Origin of the sequence: Formosa sp. Hel3_A1_48 (assembly GCF_001735715.1) — a bacterium.
In the GTDB taxonomy this organism is placed as follows: Bacteria; Bacteroidota; Bacteroidia; order Flavobacteriales; family Flavobacteriaceae; genus UBA3537.
The window spans coordinates 285,399-302,374 of sequence record NZ_CP017259.1; the positions used below are offsets into that span (position 1 = coordinate 285,399).

At 36.0% G+C, this 16,976-nt stretch carries 10 protein-coding genes, 4 tRNA genes and 1 pseudogene; 5 read left to right on the top strand and 10 right to left on the bottom strand.

Annotated features, from left to right (window positions below; genetic code table 11):
* Positions 1 to 154 precede the first annotated feature (154 nt).
* Together FORMA_RS01235 and FORMA_RS01240 are read left to right on the top strand one after the other, a co-directional pair.
* Complete coding sequence (locus FORMA_RS01235; RefSeq protein WP_069673953.1) at positions 155 to 3,478, top strand: SusC/RagA family TonB-linked outer membrane protein; 3,324 nt, start codon at positions 155 to 157, stop codon at positions 3,476 to 3,478.
* 18 nt (positions 3,479 to 3,496) lie between these two features.
* On the top strand, positions 3,497 to 5,170 hold the full coding sequence (locus FORMA_RS01240) for a RagB/SusD family nutrient uptake outer membrane protein (protein ID WP_069673954.1): 1,674 nt from the start codon (positions 3,497 to 3,499) through the stop codon (positions 5,168 to 5,170).
* 264 nt (positions 5,171 to 5,434) lie between these two features.
* Here the strand turns inward: FORMA_RS01240 and FORMA_RS01245 are convergent, their stop codons facing one another.
* The 5 genes from FORMA_RS01245 to FORMA_RS09250 all read right to left on the bottom strand — a co-directional run bounded on the left by FORMA_RS01245 (position 5,435) and on the right by FORMA_RS09250 (position 11,408).
* Complete coding sequence (locus tag FORMA_RS01245) at positions 5,435 to 6,835, bottom strand: sulfatase-like hydrolase/transferase (protein WP_069673955.1); 1,401 nt, start codon at positions 6,833 to 6,835, stop codon at positions 5,435 to 5,437.
* Positions 6,836 to 7,034: 199 nt separating this feature from the next.
* Positions 7,035 to 8,888 carry a sulfatase-like hydrolase/transferase gene (locus FORMA_RS01250; protein ID WP_069673956.1) on the bottom strand — a complete coding sequence of 618 codons (1,854 nt, stop codon included), beginning with the start codon at positions 8,886 to 8,888 and terminating at the stop codon, positions 7,035 to 7,037.
* Positions 8,881 to 10,290, bottom strand: coding sequence for a sialate O-acetylesterase (locus tag FORMA_RS01255; protein ID WP_069673957.1), 1,410 nt, complete (start codon positions 10,288 to 10,290; stop codon positions 8,881 to 8,883). The genes FORMA_RS01250 and FORMA_RS01255 overlap by 8 nt, the downstream gene beginning before the upstream one ends.
* Before the next feature lie 684 nt (positions 10,291 to 10,974).
* Entirely contained in the window at positions 10,975 to 11,187 is a 213-nt protein-coding gene (locus FORMA_RS01260; protein ID WP_069673958.1) for a hypothetical protein, read from the bottom strand.
* Between the two features lie 11 nt (positions 11,188 to 11,198).
* Positions 11,199 to 11,408, bottom strand: coding sequence for a hypothetical protein (locus tag FORMA_RS09250; RefSeq protein ID WP_157506006.1), 210 nt, complete (start codon positions 11,406 to 11,408; stop codon positions 11,199 to 11,201).
* A gap of 245 nt (positions 11,409 to 11,653) precedes the next feature.
* Between FORMA_RS09250 and FORMA_RS01270 the strand changes: the two genes are divergently transcribed.
* From FORMA_RS01270 to FORMA_RS09440, 3 genes and pseudogenes are all read left to right on the top strand, one after another.
* Positions 11,654 to 12,508, top strand: a complete 855-nt coding sequence (locus FORMA_RS01270; protein ID WP_069673960.1) for a hypothetical protein — start codon at positions 11,654 to 11,656, stop codon at positions 12,506 to 12,508.
* 65 nt (positions 12,509 to 12,573) lie between these two features.
* Positions 12,574 to 12,738 (top strand): hypothetical protein, encoded by a 165-nt coding sequence (locus FORMA_RS09255; RefSeq protein ID WP_157506007.1) that lies wholly within the window; start codon positions 12,574 to 12,576, stop codon positions 12,736 to 12,738.
* Positions 12,739 to 12,749: 11 nt separating this feature from the next.
* A pseudogene (locus tag FORMA_RS09440) lies at positions 12,750 to 13,568 on the top strand (recombinase family protein); the annotation flags it as partial.
* Between the two features lie 736 nt (positions 13,569 to 14,304).
* Here the strand turns inward: FORMA_RS09440 and FORMA_RS01275 are convergent.
* The 5 genes from FORMA_RS01275 to FORMA_RS01295 all read right to left on the bottom strand — a co-directional run bounded on the left by FORMA_RS01275 (position 14,305) and on the right by FORMA_RS01295 (position 16,853).
* Positions 14,305 to 14,381 (bottom strand) — tRNA-Arg (locus FORMA_RS01275).
* Between the two features lie 22 nt (positions 14,382 to 14,403).
* Positions 14,404 to 14,478: transfer RNA gene (locus tag FORMA_RS01280), tRNA-Pro, on the bottom strand.
* Positions 14,479 to 14,520: 42 nt separating this feature from the next.
* Positions 14,521 to 14,595, bottom strand: a tRNA-Pro gene (locus FORMA_RS01285).
* 23 nt (positions 14,596 to 14,618) lie between these two features.
* Positions 14,619 to 14,702 (bottom strand) — tRNA-Ser (locus tag FORMA_RS01290).
* 102 nt (positions 14,703 to 14,804) lie between these two features.
* Positions 14,805 to 16,853 (bottom strand): HD family phosphohydrolase, encoded by a 2,049-nt coding sequence (locus tag FORMA_RS01295; RefSeq protein ID WP_069673961.1) that lies wholly within the window; start codon positions 16,851 to 16,853, stop codon positions 14,805 to 14,807.
* Positions 16,854 to 16,976: the final 123 nt, after the last annotated feature.

A 16,976-nucleotide genomic window follows, 5' to 3' on the forward strand; every position in this document is an offset into this window, starting at 1 on the left:
ACAGATTAACATCGAATTCCAATATTTTGGTAATTTTTGATTAAAATATGTTAATTTGAAATTAAACAATTTTTGGTTATGCACTAATTTTACATTGTCAATTTAATAATTACTTAAAAATTGACGTTAAAATTTATTAACTAAGCAAAAATTTATGAGAAATTTTAAGAAATTATATTCGAAAAAAAGAATTTCACTACTCATCATTGTCGTATCTATTTGTACAATATCTGCACAAAAAATAAAAGGTACGGTCAGTGGTGGTGGAATGCCCCTTCCTGGAGCAAGTGTTATTGTTAAAGGAACTACTAATGGGACTGTTACAGACTTTGATGGGCTTTATGAAATTGAAGCCAACGGTAATGATGTAATTGTGATATCTTATGTTGGATTTAAAACCATGGACATAGCTGTTAACAACAGAGCAGTCATTGACGTTCAAATGATTGAAGATACAGCAAAGTTGGATGAAGTCGTAGTCATTGGATACGGAACAAGTAAGCGAAAAGATTTAACAGGTTCAATATCTTCGGTTAAAGCAGAAGAAATTGACAAAATCAAGACGGTATCATTTGAAGGAGCTTTGGCTGGACGTGTTTCAGGTGTTCAAATTGTGTCTTCAGAAGGTGGTCCCGATGCTGCATTTAAAATCAGAGTTCGTGGAGGAACATCTGTGAATGCGAGTAATGATCCCTTGTATGTTGTTGATGGATTCCCTATATCGGGTGGAGGAATTACAACATCAACCGGATTAGGAAACAGTACAACAAGTCCATTAACTACGTTGGATCCTAGTAATATTGAATCGATAGATGTTTTGAAAGATGCCTCTGCTACAGCAATTTATGGATCTAGAGGAGCGAACGGGGTCATCATAATCACAACCAAAAAAGGAAAAAAAGGCCGAATGAATCTAAATTTTGAGACCTACACTGATTTTTCTACTTTATCCAATAAACTGGATGTCCTAACCCCCCAAGAATGGATCGATTACAGAAATGACTTCCAACCTTGGTCACCAGATCTTCAAACGCAAAAAAAATACCTTGCTCAGACCTACCGTATACCTACAGTTGATTCTGATGGCGACGGCGTTTTAGATACAGACTACGTTGGTGTGTCAGCGGATGACCCAAGGCTGTTTGTTGATGATTGGCAAGAAAATATCACGCGAACTGCTTTAGCTAAAAACTATAGAATATCTGCCAATGGTGGAAGTGATAATACGTCCTACTTTGCCTCTTTCTCTTATCTTGACAGAGAAGGTATAATTCGAACATCAGAAATTGAGCGTTATACACTCAACTTAAATGTAACCCAAAAAATTAACGACAGGTTTCGTGTTGGAATTAACTCTAACATTGGCTACACCACAAGAGGCGGAGTTGTAACAGCAGCCACAAATAATGGACAAGGACGAGCAGGAATTGTAACGAGTGCTGCTCTTTTTAGTCCAGTGATGCCAATCAGACCAACCGAACAAGACATGATCGAAGAGGAGACTTCTCTGGGGATTGTTTACGATGAAGATGGCAGAATGATTTCCAATCAAAATGGTGACTTAAATAATCCCATGACAATGTTAACAGAAAACACTAATACTGGTACCAATTTTCAAGGTCGTTTTAATGCCTTTTTGGAATATAATATTTCTGATGATTTAACGTTCAAATCATCAGTAAGAGGATTTGCATCAAATTCAAAAAACAAAGCTTACTACAGTAGTAGGTTTGGTTGGGCAAGAGCCATTGGAGGACAAGCTATCACCAATTTTGGCAACTCAACTAGCATTGTTACTGAACAAAATTTAAATTTTAGAAAAAGTTTTGGGGCTCATAGTATCAATGCAACTTTGGTTGCTGAGCATCAGCAAAATAAATATGAGTATCTACAATCTAGATCTTCTGGATTTGATATTGAAAATCTAAATTTAGATGCTTTACAACAAGCATTAGAAACACAACCCACAGTTTCAAACGCCATTGACTCTTCCTTAGAATCTTACCTTGCAAGAGTTCAATTTAATGGTTTTGACAACCTTCTTCTTCTTACTGCTAGTGCACGATATGATGGATCGTCACGATTTGCTGAGGGAAACAAATGGGGGTTTTTCCCTTCGTTTGGAGCGGCCATCAATTTCTCTGAACAGAACATTTTAAAAAGCAGTATTTTTAATACGGTGAAGTTGAGAGGTAGTTATGGAGAAACTGGTAATACAGAAATTGGATCTTATTTATCATTATCCAGAGCTGGGTTTTCAAGCTATATCTTTAATGGAAATACACTTGAAACGGGAGCATCAATCGACCGCTTACCTAATCCAGATTTGACGTGGGAAACCACTACTCAAACAGACTTTGGTCTATCTCTATCTTTATTAAATAACAGAATTAATTTAGAGGCCGATTACTACAATAAAATAACAAGTGATTTATTACTTGAAGTACCATTACCTGCAACATCCGGATACCAAACAAGCTTTACAAACATTGGATCGGTCAGAAACAGAGGTTTTGAGTTTGCTATTGATGCCGCAGTTGTTCAAAACAATAATTTCACATGGAATACAAATTTTAATATCAGTTTCAATAAAAATAAAGTTTTGGATTTGGGTGGAGCCCAAGAATTTTTTGTCACAGCCATTGGTGATAATCAAATTCAAAACGATTATATCATAAGAGTTGGTGAGTCTTTAGGCTCAATTTATGGACTGCAAGATGATGGTGTGTATAATTTCAATGATTTTGTTGAATTCGATGGTTTAACAGATGCGGAAGCCGCTGAATTACTCTATTCTAATGTTACTGGAACTGAGAACTGGTATTCTGTAAATATTTATAATCTTAAAGACGGAGTTGTAAGAAATTCTCTTGTACAGGATGGAACATATCGCCCTGGGATGACCAAATTTGTGGATCACAATGGAGACGGTATCATAAATGATGAAGACCGCCATATAATAGGAAATACACTACCCATCCATGTAGGTGGTTTTTCAAATAATTTCACCTACAAAAATTTTGATCTTTCCATTCAAACGCAATGGTCCTACGGAAATGATATTTACAACAAAAACATCAAAAAGGGGACAAGTACAGCTAATCCTTGGTCAAGTAAATTGGCTTTAGTCAACCAAAGATGGTCACCAGAAAATCCAAACAATACACTCACCTCTTTTAACACTGGTGCTAGTGGTAACATTAACTCAGCTGCCTATGCCCGTTATATTGAGGATGGATCATATTTAAGATTAAGTAATATTACCCTAGGATATACGCTTCCAAATAAAATAGCCAAATCCGTTGGTCTAAAGTATCTACGACTATATGCTGCAGTTGATAATGTTTACGTATGGACAAAATATAGTGGATGGGATCCAGATGTCAGCGTAGGAAGAAATCAACTGACCCATGGCTTGGACGTGGACTCATACCCAAGAGCTAGAACAGTACGGTTTGGAATAAATGCTAGACTTTAACTATAAATTAAAAAAATTATGAAAACAAAATTTAAATTATTGTGGGCTTTTTCAACGCTTCTGTTGTTAATTAATACAAGTTGTGAAAAAGAATTTTTACATGAAGAAACAACTAGCTTTATCAGCCCCGAGCAACTTCTGCTAAATGAAGAAGGTGCAGAAATATACGTAATTGGAGCCTATGATGCCATTAGAGTCTTAGCTTCTAGCTTCGACGGATGGTTTAGCATGTGGGGAACCCTAGGTGCAGATGAAATTGTGGTCCCAAACTGGGGTACAGACACTAAAGAAATTTACCTCCAATCTGTATCACCTTCAAATGCAACCATAAGAACCATCTGGGAAAATCTTTACCAATCTGTGAACAAAATTAATAGTGTTGTAGACCGATTGTCCGCAATGACAAGCGAGCAAATTAATGATGAAAGAAAAAATAAACTTATCGGAGAAGCTAAGTTTTTGAGAGCCACATTGTACTTTGCGCTTGTTACTACTTGGGAACATATCCCTCTTGTTGATTCTGAAACAACTGATATAAACGATTTATTTGTATCACAAGATAACAACGGTGATGGAACGATTGACAACGCAGACACCAAGTTGATTTACGATCTTATTGAAGCTGATTTATTATTTTCAGAGTCTGTTCTAGATGCCATGCAAGGCCAAGGGAGAGCAACCAAAGGAGCTGCTCAGGCGCTTTTAGCAAAGGTCTACTTGCAAATGACTGGATTCCCACTATTTGAACATAATAAATTTGCACTTGCTGAGGCAAAACTTCAAGAGGTCATTGACAGTGGAGTCTATCAACTTGAAACGCTTTACCCTGATGTTTTTAGTATAGAAAATGAACAAAATAATGAAATGGTATTCGCCATTGGATTTGATGGTCCAGGATTAAATCAAGGAGGTAAGCTCGGAACTTTTTATGGTCCATTAGGAAATACTGAAAATGGTGGTCAAGCTGGAAATAACTGGTTTGTAAATTGGGAATTAGCTGGAGATAGTCAATCCAATGCCAACGGAGGTAGTGGATCGTGGGGTGCAAGAAACAACTTTGCTTTTGCACAAGGTTACCAAGAGGACGACATCCGTTGTCGAAATAACATTGCTAAGCATCGTGTTAATGAACCTCAGGGATGGACACCATATGATGGCCTATACAACGCAACAGCAAGAAAACCACAAGTAGATTGGAGACGAGCAACATGGAAACCATGGAAATGGCATAATATAAGACCTAGTAACTGGGGGACCGATACCCCATTCGATCAACCCTACATACGCTATGCAGATGTACTTTTAATGTATGCTGAAGCCAAAAATGGACAAGGTATATTAACCCAATCTGATGTAGACAATACCGTTAACTTATTACGGGGGCGTGCACGTGTTTTCCCAGACGGAGTAATTATGCCAGACACTGTTGCACCGGATATGGTTTTGGGTGCGCAACAAGCTAATGCAGATGAAATTTTGAGTGAAAGAAGAAAAGAACTTTGTTTTGAAGGGTGGAGACGAAATGATTTAATACGATTTGGAAAATATGCGCAAGCAGTCAGTGTAACACAACCTGCTTGGTCAAATTCTGGAAATCCAGCCACTCAATACTCAGATTTTGAAATTAGATGGCCTATACCTGCATCAGAACTTTTAATCAATCCAAACTTGATACAAAATCCTGATTATTAAATTATCACAAACAGGAGATAAAAGGAACTTGATTACTCAAGTTCCTTTTTTATTTTAAATAATAATTTATGAGCTGGTAATGGATATTCTGCTTTTGGTATAAGTAATGTATCGAGGCCAACAAATCTGATAGAAATAATGACCTAGGATAATGTAATCCAGACGTTGGTTTTAATTTATGAAGGATTGACGACAAATCCTGTACATAAGATTAATGTGTTATTATAGTAAATAATGAAAATAAAACGTATTTAAACATACTGTCTAATTTTCATTTTTAGTCCACCACTCGTCTTCACCCAATGTTGGGAATATTCTGTCTTTATTTTTTTTATTCCAATGATCCCACGCATTTTGCAATTGTTTTTCCAAAACAACGTTGGAGCCTTTAGTGTTTTTTGACTCGGAAACATCAAGTTTCAAATTATAAAATTCTGACTCTGATCTTTTATTTGATTTGAGTAGTTTATGTTCTCCATGAATTACTGCCATGGCGTTTTGTTCCCACTTTCTCCAAAATAAATAATCATGAGGCGCGCCTTGCTTTTGTCCTGTCAGGTAAGGTATGATATTTACACCATCTAATGGTTTTTTTGGATTTGTTTTAATATCTAAAATATCAACCATACTCGCCATGATATCCAATGAAGATACCGATTCTTCATACTTTGTATTGGCAGGAATCAAACCTTTCCACTGTATGGCGAATGGAACCCGAAGCCCACCTTCATAAACATCTCCTTTAAGCCCACTCAAAGGGGCATTAGATGATGCATTATTATGCGCCCCTCCGTTGTCAGATAAAAAAACGATTAGCGTGTTTTCTTCAATTCCATTATCCTTAAGGACTCGAAGTACATTGCCGACACCATCATCAACAGCACTAACCATAGCTGCATAAGTCTTTCTTTTTGTATCCTGTATTTCTGGAAATCTTGAAAGGTATTTTTCAGTGGCATGCATAGGTGTATGTGGAGCATTATAGGCGAGAAATAAGAAAAAAGCTTGGTCACTTTTAGCCTGTTTATCAATAAAGCGAAGGGCTGCCTCGCTGAGCTCATCTGTTAAGTAGTCGGTTTTATAATCCTCAAATTCGAGTGTTTTATGATTTTCCTTTAACTTAGTCCTATACCAAGCCCATTTTGACTTAACATTTTCAAGATTTTCTATAGTCAATTGATTCATAAAGTAATTATGCCCACCAGATAAAAAACCATAGAAATAATCAAATCCTCTATTTAATGGGTGAAAATTTGGATGTGTCCCCAGATGCCATTTTCCAACAACAGCGCTTTTATAGCCTTTGGTTCTTAATACTTCAGCTATTGTTTTTTCGTCGAGTGATAAGCCAGCAATGTTATTGGCTGGGTCTATGGTTGGATTGGTAGTAAAGCCAAATCTATCTTGATATCTTCCAGTAATAAAACCCGCTCGGCTAGGCCCACAAACGGGAAATGACACATAGCCATTAACTATATGAGCGCCGTTGTAAGCAATGGAATCAATATTTGGTGTAGGGATGTCTTTACAACCATTATAACCAACATCTGCATAGCCCATGTCATCGGTCATGATAACAATCAAGTTGGGTTTGTTGTTATTTTGTTGAGCCGAAAGCAACAAACCCGAGAACAAAACAAATGTTAAAAAAATTTTAGACTTCATGCTTATTTTAATATTTGATTAAGTTGATTTCGCAACATTTTTAGTTTTTTTCTATACTTTTTGTTATTAACCACATTGTACCATTCATAAGGATCTTTTTTGTTTTGATACAACTTTTCAAAGAAAACAAAACAATGGAATAGGTAAGATGCTAAAAATTACCCGTGATTTTGTAATAATTAACATATCTTCAATGTTTTTAAAATTGCTTTATATAATCTATTTCAACCAAGTCGTTTTTCTTGCCACGAAACGATATACTCAGCTTTGTTGAACCGCTCAAACTGGTATTTTTATTGAGCGGAATCAACACTTCTTCAAAAGACGAATTACCCGAATATTCTGCACTGCCTAAGTCACCATAATCATTTGCAACAAAAATTTTCAAGCTGGCATTAGATTTCATTTTTATGACTATACTTTTTTGTTGATTGGTTTCTCTAATCTGTAATCCTTCTTTATATATGGTGCCCTTTTTGCTATCAAGTTTAAAATCCAGAAATCCTAGACTACCCGCCAAATTGGAAAAAATGTCTATCGATTTCCAACCCTCGGTTTGCCAACCACCACAATTAAATTCAAAATAAAGAAGTCCATCACTTGGGTCTCTGTTATTGGCTGTTTCCCATCTGTCGGATAGGCCGTCTCCATCTGAATCCACGCGGTATATCTCGTACTCTGGGTTCACCCCTTCTCCCCATTTTTTTCCATCGCCATTTGCTTTTAAAGATGCTATGGATTCTGGAGCTGAGCCCATGTCGCCTGACGCCATCCATTGATTTAGTAATGCCCGGTGCTGTTCAAGCACATTTTGGTATTCCACATTGTCAACAAGGTTAAAAACCATGGCAGGGTCTTCGTAAACATTATATAATTCTTCAGCGGGTCTTTCACCAAAATATATTTGTTGATGAATTTTTGAAAGTTTATTGGTTTCATATAAATGATGAAGATTCCGTATAGCAGGTTTTGAATCTCTGTATTGCGGTTGTAAAAAAATACGGTCTGTTTTATAGTTTTTAACGTACCTAAATTGTTCAGTTCTAAGCGTTCTTACCCTGTCAATTGTATGATCTAATCGGTCTTTGTGTGCAGCAACAAATGCTCGTGGTGTAAAGTTTTTTGAAAATAAATTTTGTCCTTCGTACCAATTTGGCACATCAACACCTGCCCATGAAAGCGTTGTTGCTGAAAGGTCTAACATATTTACCAAGTCATTTCTAACACTATTTTTTGGGACATATTTATCTGGTCCCATAACCATAAAAAGCACATGCAATCCTCCTTCAGTGAGCATTTGTTTATGTCTTGGAAGGTTGTTGGCACCATGGTCTGAAAAATAAACCACAATGGTGTTTTGGTGCAGTCCTGTTTGTTCTAATGCTTGTAAAATCTGCCCAATAATTTTATCATCAACACGAATCGCATCGTAATGTTGCGCCACAATTTTTCTAAATATTTCATTGTCTGGATAATCGGTAGGCACTGAAACCTTATTAGGATCAACTCTAACGCTTTCTTTTAAATAATCAGTATTGTTTTTACCTCCTCTCAATTGGATTTGCCCAAAAAATGGTTGCTTATGAACCAATTCGGAGAAATCTGTACGTTTTTTGAGCTTATAATTGTACGTCTTGGTCATATCCCAAATAAAATTATAATCTGCCTTACCATGGTTAAAGGTGGTATATCCATTTTCAATTAGTATTTCAGGAAGTAATTTGTAGTCTTGAGGTATGAATAAACGGGTCTCTTGGGTACGTGACGAGCGGTGCTGGTGAGCACCAAATCGAATGGCAGATTGACCGACAATTAGAGCTGACCTTGTAGCTGAACACACAGGTGCTGGAACATAGGCTCTGTCAAAACGAACACCCGCCGCAGCTATAGAATCTATGTTTGGCGTGGCATTCGCATTGATTTTATCTCCATAGCAACCCATCCATGGAGACGTGTCTTCTGCATAAATCCAAAGTATGTTGGGTTTTTGAGCCTGTAAAAGTGATGTTTTGGCTACTAAAACAATGAAAAAAAAATAAAAAACCCTATTCATTGGAATTTAAATTATCGGTTCTAAATGATGATACAGGAAGACCATTTCTCCCAAAAAGCGTTGGTAATACACAGTTTTTAAATCCATAACGCACCGCTTTAGGATGGGGTACTTTTTTAGAAAACACCCTAATTTTTTGATCGCTATGATAGGGGCTCGTCATAACTGCATTTGCAGGATAAAAAATCATATCAGCTCCTGCTATTTCAAAATTTTCTGAAGCATCTACATTCTTATTTAAGTGTACACGATCTGAAAAAGTTAAAGTGATCTCTTGGTCTTCTACAAAGTAATTTTTTAATGAGGGTGATTTGAAATCATATCCACTAATCCCATAATCTTTAGCAAGTGCTATATAGGATAGACGCTTGCCAACTTCTGTTTTTTTTGATGGATGGATTTGGGTGCAATCACCAACATCTAATGTAACTACCATCTCTGAATTTTTCAATGAATGACTTGTGTTTAACTGTGCTTCTCTTAAAAAAGCAGAATTTCTTTTTCCGTAATTGAAAGGAGCAATCTGGGCATAATAAAAAGGGAAATCTCTATTATTCCATTTTTCGCGCCACGATGTTACCATGGCATTAATTATTTGTTCATATTGCTCCGCATTATGACGGTTCGATTCTCCTTGGTACCACAAAATTCCTTTCATTCCATAGCCAATTAGAGGATGTATCATGGCGTTGTATAACACACTTGGCGTTTGTTGTTTCATTTTGGCCATTTTTTCAGGTAATTCTAAACCTAAATCGTTTAATGTGCTTGAGTCTGTCCATGCCTCTGCTGAAGAAGCGCCCCAGGCTGTTACAATAATTCCAATGGGAACCTCTAACACTTTCTCAAGTTGTTGAGCAAAGAAGTAACCAACAGCACCGAAGGACCCTGATGTTGAAGGGTCAGCTTTCTCCCATTTACCTTTTATGTTGTCCAAAGGCTTTAAACTTGCATTTTTCTGGACAGTAAAAAATCGAATTCTATCATTTTTTGAATTCACAATTGCATCCAACCCGCCTTCAATGAAATTGCCATCTAACCCCCCTTTAAGAGGTAGTTGCATATTAGATTGCCCCGAGCATATCCATACCTCACCAATCAATACGTCGTTTATTATTATTGAAGATGACCCCTTTATCGTAATCGAATGAGGGCCACCAGCCACAGGGGTTGCTAATTGCAGCTTCCATTTTCCGTTTTTTGATGTGGTTGTTTTGGCTGTCTTTCCCCATGAGCTAACAACATTAATTTTGGTGCCAACATTATCTGTGCCCCATAAATAAATGTCTTTCTGTTGCTGTAACACCATGCCATCGTCAAAAACAGCACCCACAGTGGTTTGGGCGATGGAAATTAAGTTGGAACAAATCAGTAAAAGAAAAACAAGTGTTTTTGTATGCATATTTTTAAAGTCACTTTTTACACAGTTAAAATTATGTAATAAATTAGTTATTTTATAAATAGCTATTACCTGATTGTTAATACATATTATCAAAAAAATAATTTTCAACAGTTCTAAGGTAAAATAACATTATTTAAATTTTTATAGTTTTTTAAATTCAAAGCGTGTGCGTATTGAAGGATATGTGATAGTAGCAAATGTTGATACTTCTATGGTCAATCATAAATTAGTAAGAAAAATAAATTATTGACCAAGCTCTATATAAGATATGAAACTAGGAGATGTAAGTTAAATATATCTAATTATAATTATTAAATAAATGATTTAATTATAAAATCTCGTTGAACTTTTTTAGCATGGATGAATTTTTTCTATAATTTGGTTTGGTTGGACTATTTTTTTGTTTCATTTTAATTTTATAATCCTCAAAAAAAATTGATTTTATACCCTGGTTATCGCTAAAAACAATATCAAAACCGATTTTAATACAGTTTCAGCGGTTCTAATACGGTTTATTACGGTTTACGCTATTTCTGGCCGGTCTGTTTGATTGATATTGGAATATTATTTTATAAAATAATCTTTATTTTCTACAATAATTTTTGTTCGATTAACTTCGTTATATATAAAAAAAAGGCACACATTAGCGTACCTTTTTCAATAACCATTAGAGCTATAATCAATTTATTCTTCCTTAGGATTTCTACTTCTGTTAATATTGAATAGTATAACAGAAACTGCTATGACTGAAATAACTCCAAGTGAAAAATAGAGCATAGCATAATTTGGTTTTGAACTATCGCTATAAACCTCATTATCTTTAATAATGCCCATAATCTGAGCCTGTTGGGTTGATGTTCTTAAACGATCCATACCCTCAAGTTTCAATTGTTCCATCTTGTTATAATTTAAATAAATATTAATTCCTGTTTATTATTAATCATAAATCGAATATCATAGATTCGAGATACCATAATTTTTACACCATTATCATCAATAACAGCTTCATCTTTGTGAAGGTACCCAAATTCAATACCATGACTTTCTAAGGTTTGACAACTTATAGGTCCTAAATCTTTTTGTTTTAATTTTAAAAGTATATGGTAGTTTTGTCGCATTAGCTTGTCCCACTCAAAGAGATGACCATATGTTTGCTGACGCCTTAGATAATTTGCTCTGTTCTTACAGCTATCATTGCAGTATCTCCTCTTTGCGCTTTTTTTGTATATTATCTCCTTTTTACATTCTGGGTTTTTACACGTCATATCTTATATTTAAGATTAATATACAGCAAAAGTAATTTATTTTATTACATATTACTTTATTTTATATTATTTTTTTTACATTTGTGTAAAGTTTGTATATGAACAGCGATTTAGATTTTAAAAAAGACTTATTAGGACAGCACTTTACACTGCCTAAGTATTTTGGTATTAGCCCCCGTATGGTGACTTATTGGAAAACCAAAGAAGTTCTTCCTTTTTTTGATGCGGGTAAAAAAGCCAAAATGAATGTGCCTCAGGCGCTGTGGCTATGTTTAGTTGATGAGCTTAGTGCATTTGGTATCAATACCACAAAACTTGCTGAGCTTGCTAAAATGGTTTGGGATGAGCCACGTGAGAAAGGGTATTTTAAGTCTAAGCTTGAAAAGCATATTGCTTTTTTAAATAAACAAAAGGTTGTTGATTCGTCTTTAGGGATTTATGAATCTATCTTAAACGATCCGCTTCTGCTTCATTTTCATGGCATGGAGATAAACCCGTTTAGTGATGCTGTTATAGATAGCATTTTAATAGACAAAAAGCCGATGTCGTTTTATTACTTTCCTAAAACAGGAGAGTATCACATAAGAGATGGTAATAAAGCCATCACAGAAAAGTTTTTAGAGATGATAAACGATAAGGCTTATATGTGTATTCCTCTTATGCCCTTTATAGAGCAGATAGTATCTGTTGAGTTTGAAAGGGTGAATAAAGATATTGCATACCTCAGCCAAATAGAAAATCAAATTCGAGAGATTGTTATGTTTAAATCTCCAAAGTACATTGAGCTTCTTATAGACAATGATAACATTAAACCACTTATTATTCGTGAAGACCATAAAAAAGCCAAGCAGCTGGCGGATTTCTTTTTAAACAACAAACTGCCCAAAACAGCAAGGCTACTCATTGAGCCAAGAGCACAAGACAATTATAAACTAACCATCTTAACCAAATAGTATGAAGCATTTTGTATCACCACACCGGTCCCTGACGATCCAGCCCGAGTTAATCCTAACTCGATATGGACCAAAAGGATCGTTATGCATTAGAGGATGATGCTATAACCGAGCAGAAAAGAGAAGCTGTCAGACAAAAGCTTTCTCTTATCTGTGATAAGAACGAAAATATAGATAAAATTTTAAAATCACTTGAGGCGTATTGCCTCATCGTTGTAAACAGCCATTAACTAAACGCTTTATGACCACACTTGAAAAATTCAAAGCATTTGCCCCAGCAAAAAACGAACTTGGCCAAAACAACAATGCGATTATCTACACCAGGGTGTCTACCAAAGAGCAGGCCGATACCAATACCTCACTTGAAACACAAAAAAAGTATTGTGAGAACTACGCTAAATCTAATGGTCTTCGCGTGGTAGGCTATTTTGGAGGAACATACGAGTCGGCTAAAAGTGATGAGCGTAAAGAGTTTAAACGAATGCTCAAATACGTAAGACAAAGTGGTTCTGTGGGTTATATCATAGTTTATTCTTATGATAGATTTTCAAGAACTGGAAGTAGTGCAGCGCAGATCTCGCAAGAGCTATTTTCCCAAGGAATACAAGTTAAAGCTGTCACTCAAGAAGTAGATACCACCTCCGCCGCTGGAAAGTTCCAGCAGAACCTGTTTTATATGTTTAGCCAATTTGATAATGAGCTCAGAAGAGATAAGACCATAACAGCCATGACCGATCTTCTTCGAAAAGGCTATTGGCTGTGGAATCCACCCATTGGATACATCAATAAAAAGAAGTATCACAAAGCTGTGGATTGGGAGATTGTGCCTTCAAAAGAAGGCAAGCTGATTAAAAAGGCTTTTACTTGGAAATTAAAAGGAATTTACACCAATGTTGAGATCATAGAAAAGCTTCAGTCTCTTGGATTAATAATTGATGAGCGAAGACTCAGTGAAGTGTTTAAAAATCCGTTTTATTGTGGGGTACTTGTGAGTAAAATGATACCAGGTGAAGTCATTGAAGGAAAACACAAACCTCTTGTATCTAAAGAGGACTTTTTAAAGATTAATGCTATTGAAACGCATCATCCAAAACACCGCAAAGCAGAAAATGAAAATCTTCCCTTAAAACAGTTTATCTATTGCGATAGCTGTAAACTTCCTCTAACTGGATACCTTGTTAAGAAAAAAGGACTCTACTACTATAAATGTAGAACTAAAGGGTGCTCTTGCAACAAATCTGCTAAAGCACTTCACACTACCTTTACTAAAGATTTAAAAACCTATCAATTAGATCCTAAATACAAGGATGTTGTAAAAGAAGTGATGACCTATACTTATGACAATATCACTAAAGAGTTAAGAACTAGGAAGAAGTCCATTAAAAAAACAATTACGGAGCTCAATACAAAAATAGACTCTATTGAAGAGCGGTATGCCCTTGGAGAATTAGACAGCACTATTTACAAAAAGTTTAAAGACAAGTATGAAACTCAAAAAGACGAACTACAGTCAAAAATTGAAAATCCATCACTTAGTAGTTCGAACCTTGAGTTGGCTATTGATAAAGCCCTTACTTTATCCGAATCTCTCGAGAAGATTTGGGAAGATGGAGATTTAAAACAACGACAAAAGCTGCAAAATTTAGTGTTTCCATCCGGATTGGGTTACGACAAGTCAAACGACCGAGTTCGAACCCCAAAAGTGAACGCTATTTTTGGGTCAATTCCTATTTTATCGAAGGAAATCTCAAACATAAAAAAAGGAGAACCAATTCCTGTGAATCAATTCTCCGATTTGGTGATCGCACTAGGATTCGAACCTAGGACCGCCTGCTTAGAAGGCAGGTGCTCTATCCAGCTGAGCTATGCGACCAATCAAAGATCTAGTCTTGATGTCGGGGTGGCAGGATTCGAACCTGCGACCTCCGCGTCCCAAACGCGGCGCGATAACCGGGCTACGCTACACCCCGAATGGTTATCTATTAAATAAAAGTAAAAACTCAAAAACACTGTCGGGGTGGCAGGATTCGAACCTGCGACCTCCGCGTCCCAAACGCGGCGCGATAACCGGGCTACGCTACACCCCGTGTTGTTTTGAATTCTTTACTTGCGGAGAGACCGGGATTCGAACCCGGGCAACACTTACGCGTTGACAGATTAGCAATCTGCTCCATTACCACTCTGGCACCTCTCCTATTTGTTATGAACTTATGCAATAAAATTGCGGATGCAAATGTACCTTTTCATTAGCAACAACGCAAACAATTTATTTAATTTTTTAAATAGATTTCTATTCTTATTCAGGGTACTCTATACGAAGATGGTACATGTTGGCTAACTTGTGCTTCAAAACTTTCTTAATGGATTCAATTTCCTTGAATGTAATGTTGGCGTTCAAAAACTGAGCATTTTCTATTTGACTAGCTACTATGGCATCAACAAACGTATTGATTTTTGTAGATGTTGGATCTTTCAAGCTTTTAGATGCAGCCTCAACACTATCACACATCATTAAAATAGCCGTTTCTTTACTAAAAGGCTGTGGGCCATTGTATGCAAAGTCTAAAGGGTCAAATTCGGCAGTCAACTCCATTTGCTTGTTGTAAAAATAACGGACAGAGCTTGTGCCGTGATGAGTGCGAATAAAATCAATGACACGATCTGGCAAATTGTACTTCTTAGCCAATTCAACTCCCTTGATTACATGCCCTATTATAATCTGTGCACTCTCCTTTGGAGATAGTTCGTCATGGGGATTGGTTCCCGTAGACTGATTTTCTGTAAAATATGTCGGATTAGACATTTTTCCTATGTCGTGGTACAAAGCCCCAACGCGCACCAACATCGCATTGGCTCCAATTTCGTTGGCAGAAGCCTCAGCCAAGTTGGCCACATTCAATGAATGATGAAATGTTCCTGGGGCTTTGTCAGAAAGCTCTTTAAGTAGTTTAGAGTTTGTATCAGATAATTCTAGTAAAGAGACATCAGAAACCAATCCAAATAATTTTTCATAGGCGTAGATCAAAGGCTGAACAAACAATGTAGCTAAACCACAGAGGACAAACAAAAGAAAATTTTCCCACTTCAGACCATCTACACTACCTTCATGAATAACAAAAAAGGCAAAATAAGAAATAATATAAATTAAGGTAATTTGTCCCACTGATATAAATAAATTAGCGCGTTTATACAATTCAGAGACCGTAAGAATAGTTACAATTCCAGCGATAATCTGAAGAAACATATACTCGTAATTGTTGGCAACAACAAAACCCAATAAAAGCACGGTGACAACGTGTGCAAAAAGCCCAAGACGAGCATCAAAAAAGGCCTTGAGTACTAAGGGAAGAATACACAAAGGTACAGCATATATATATGCAGAATTATAGTTCACCACCAAGGTGGTGAGTAAAACCATCAAAGTGATATTGAAAAATATAAACGTGACCTTGGTATTATTAGAAAAAATTTCAATTCTATATTTCCTTAAGAAAAGCAAAAGCATTAACAAAGCTAATGCAACAAGAACAGTATATGCCGCTAAAATCCAAACATAATTGGCTTCGGTCCATACCTGTGAAGCGTACTCAGATTCTAAAGACTTTAAAATAGCCAATTTCTCACCCTGAACTACCTCTCCCTTGGAAATGATCAGAGTTCCCTTGTCCACACGCCCACGAACGAGAACTATCCGCCCAAGACGATCGCTCAAAGCACTTTCTGTAAGTGAAGTGTTGTAGATTGTGTTGGGTTGTACCACATCAAAAAACAAAGACAAATAAGAGGACATATAGTCCTCATAATCAGAGTTTTTAACCTTAGCTTCAATGTGTGCTTTTAAATCTGTTTGAAGGAAAAATTCTGCATATGGAATTGTTTTATTTTGAGTTTTATTCACCAATACCGAAATCAACCGCTCAGAATCAAAATTATACCCCTCTGACAATACACCAGAACTATATAATTCTGAGAAAATTTGTGCACCAAATTGATATAAATTATTCGTTAGTTCAGGCTCGTTAACATCCAAAAAATTTCGGTCGAAAACAGTATCAAAATTTTTGAAAATTTGATTGGTTTTAGCCGTATCGATTTCAAAAAATACAGGAGATTCCTTTGAAATTTGCTGCCGTTCGTCTTCAATGGTCTCAGCAGATTTTTGAATTGCAAAATCAAAAGGAGCATATAAATTTTCAGATTGCCAAGGTTTTCCTTTTTCAAAACTATAACGGAACGTTCCACTTTTGGGAAATAAATAAACAATCAAAAAAGTAGTCACCACAAACAAAACCACTTTATAAAATAAGTTGTGATTTTTGTGAAATTTATTTAAAATACGATCCATATAAAATATTTAAGCAATTTATTACTGAGCAATATAAGCCTAATCAAAAGTAATAAAAAGAACGTCAACAGTAGACTAATAATCAACAATCATCTCTAATATCTGCCAAATTTTATTTACATT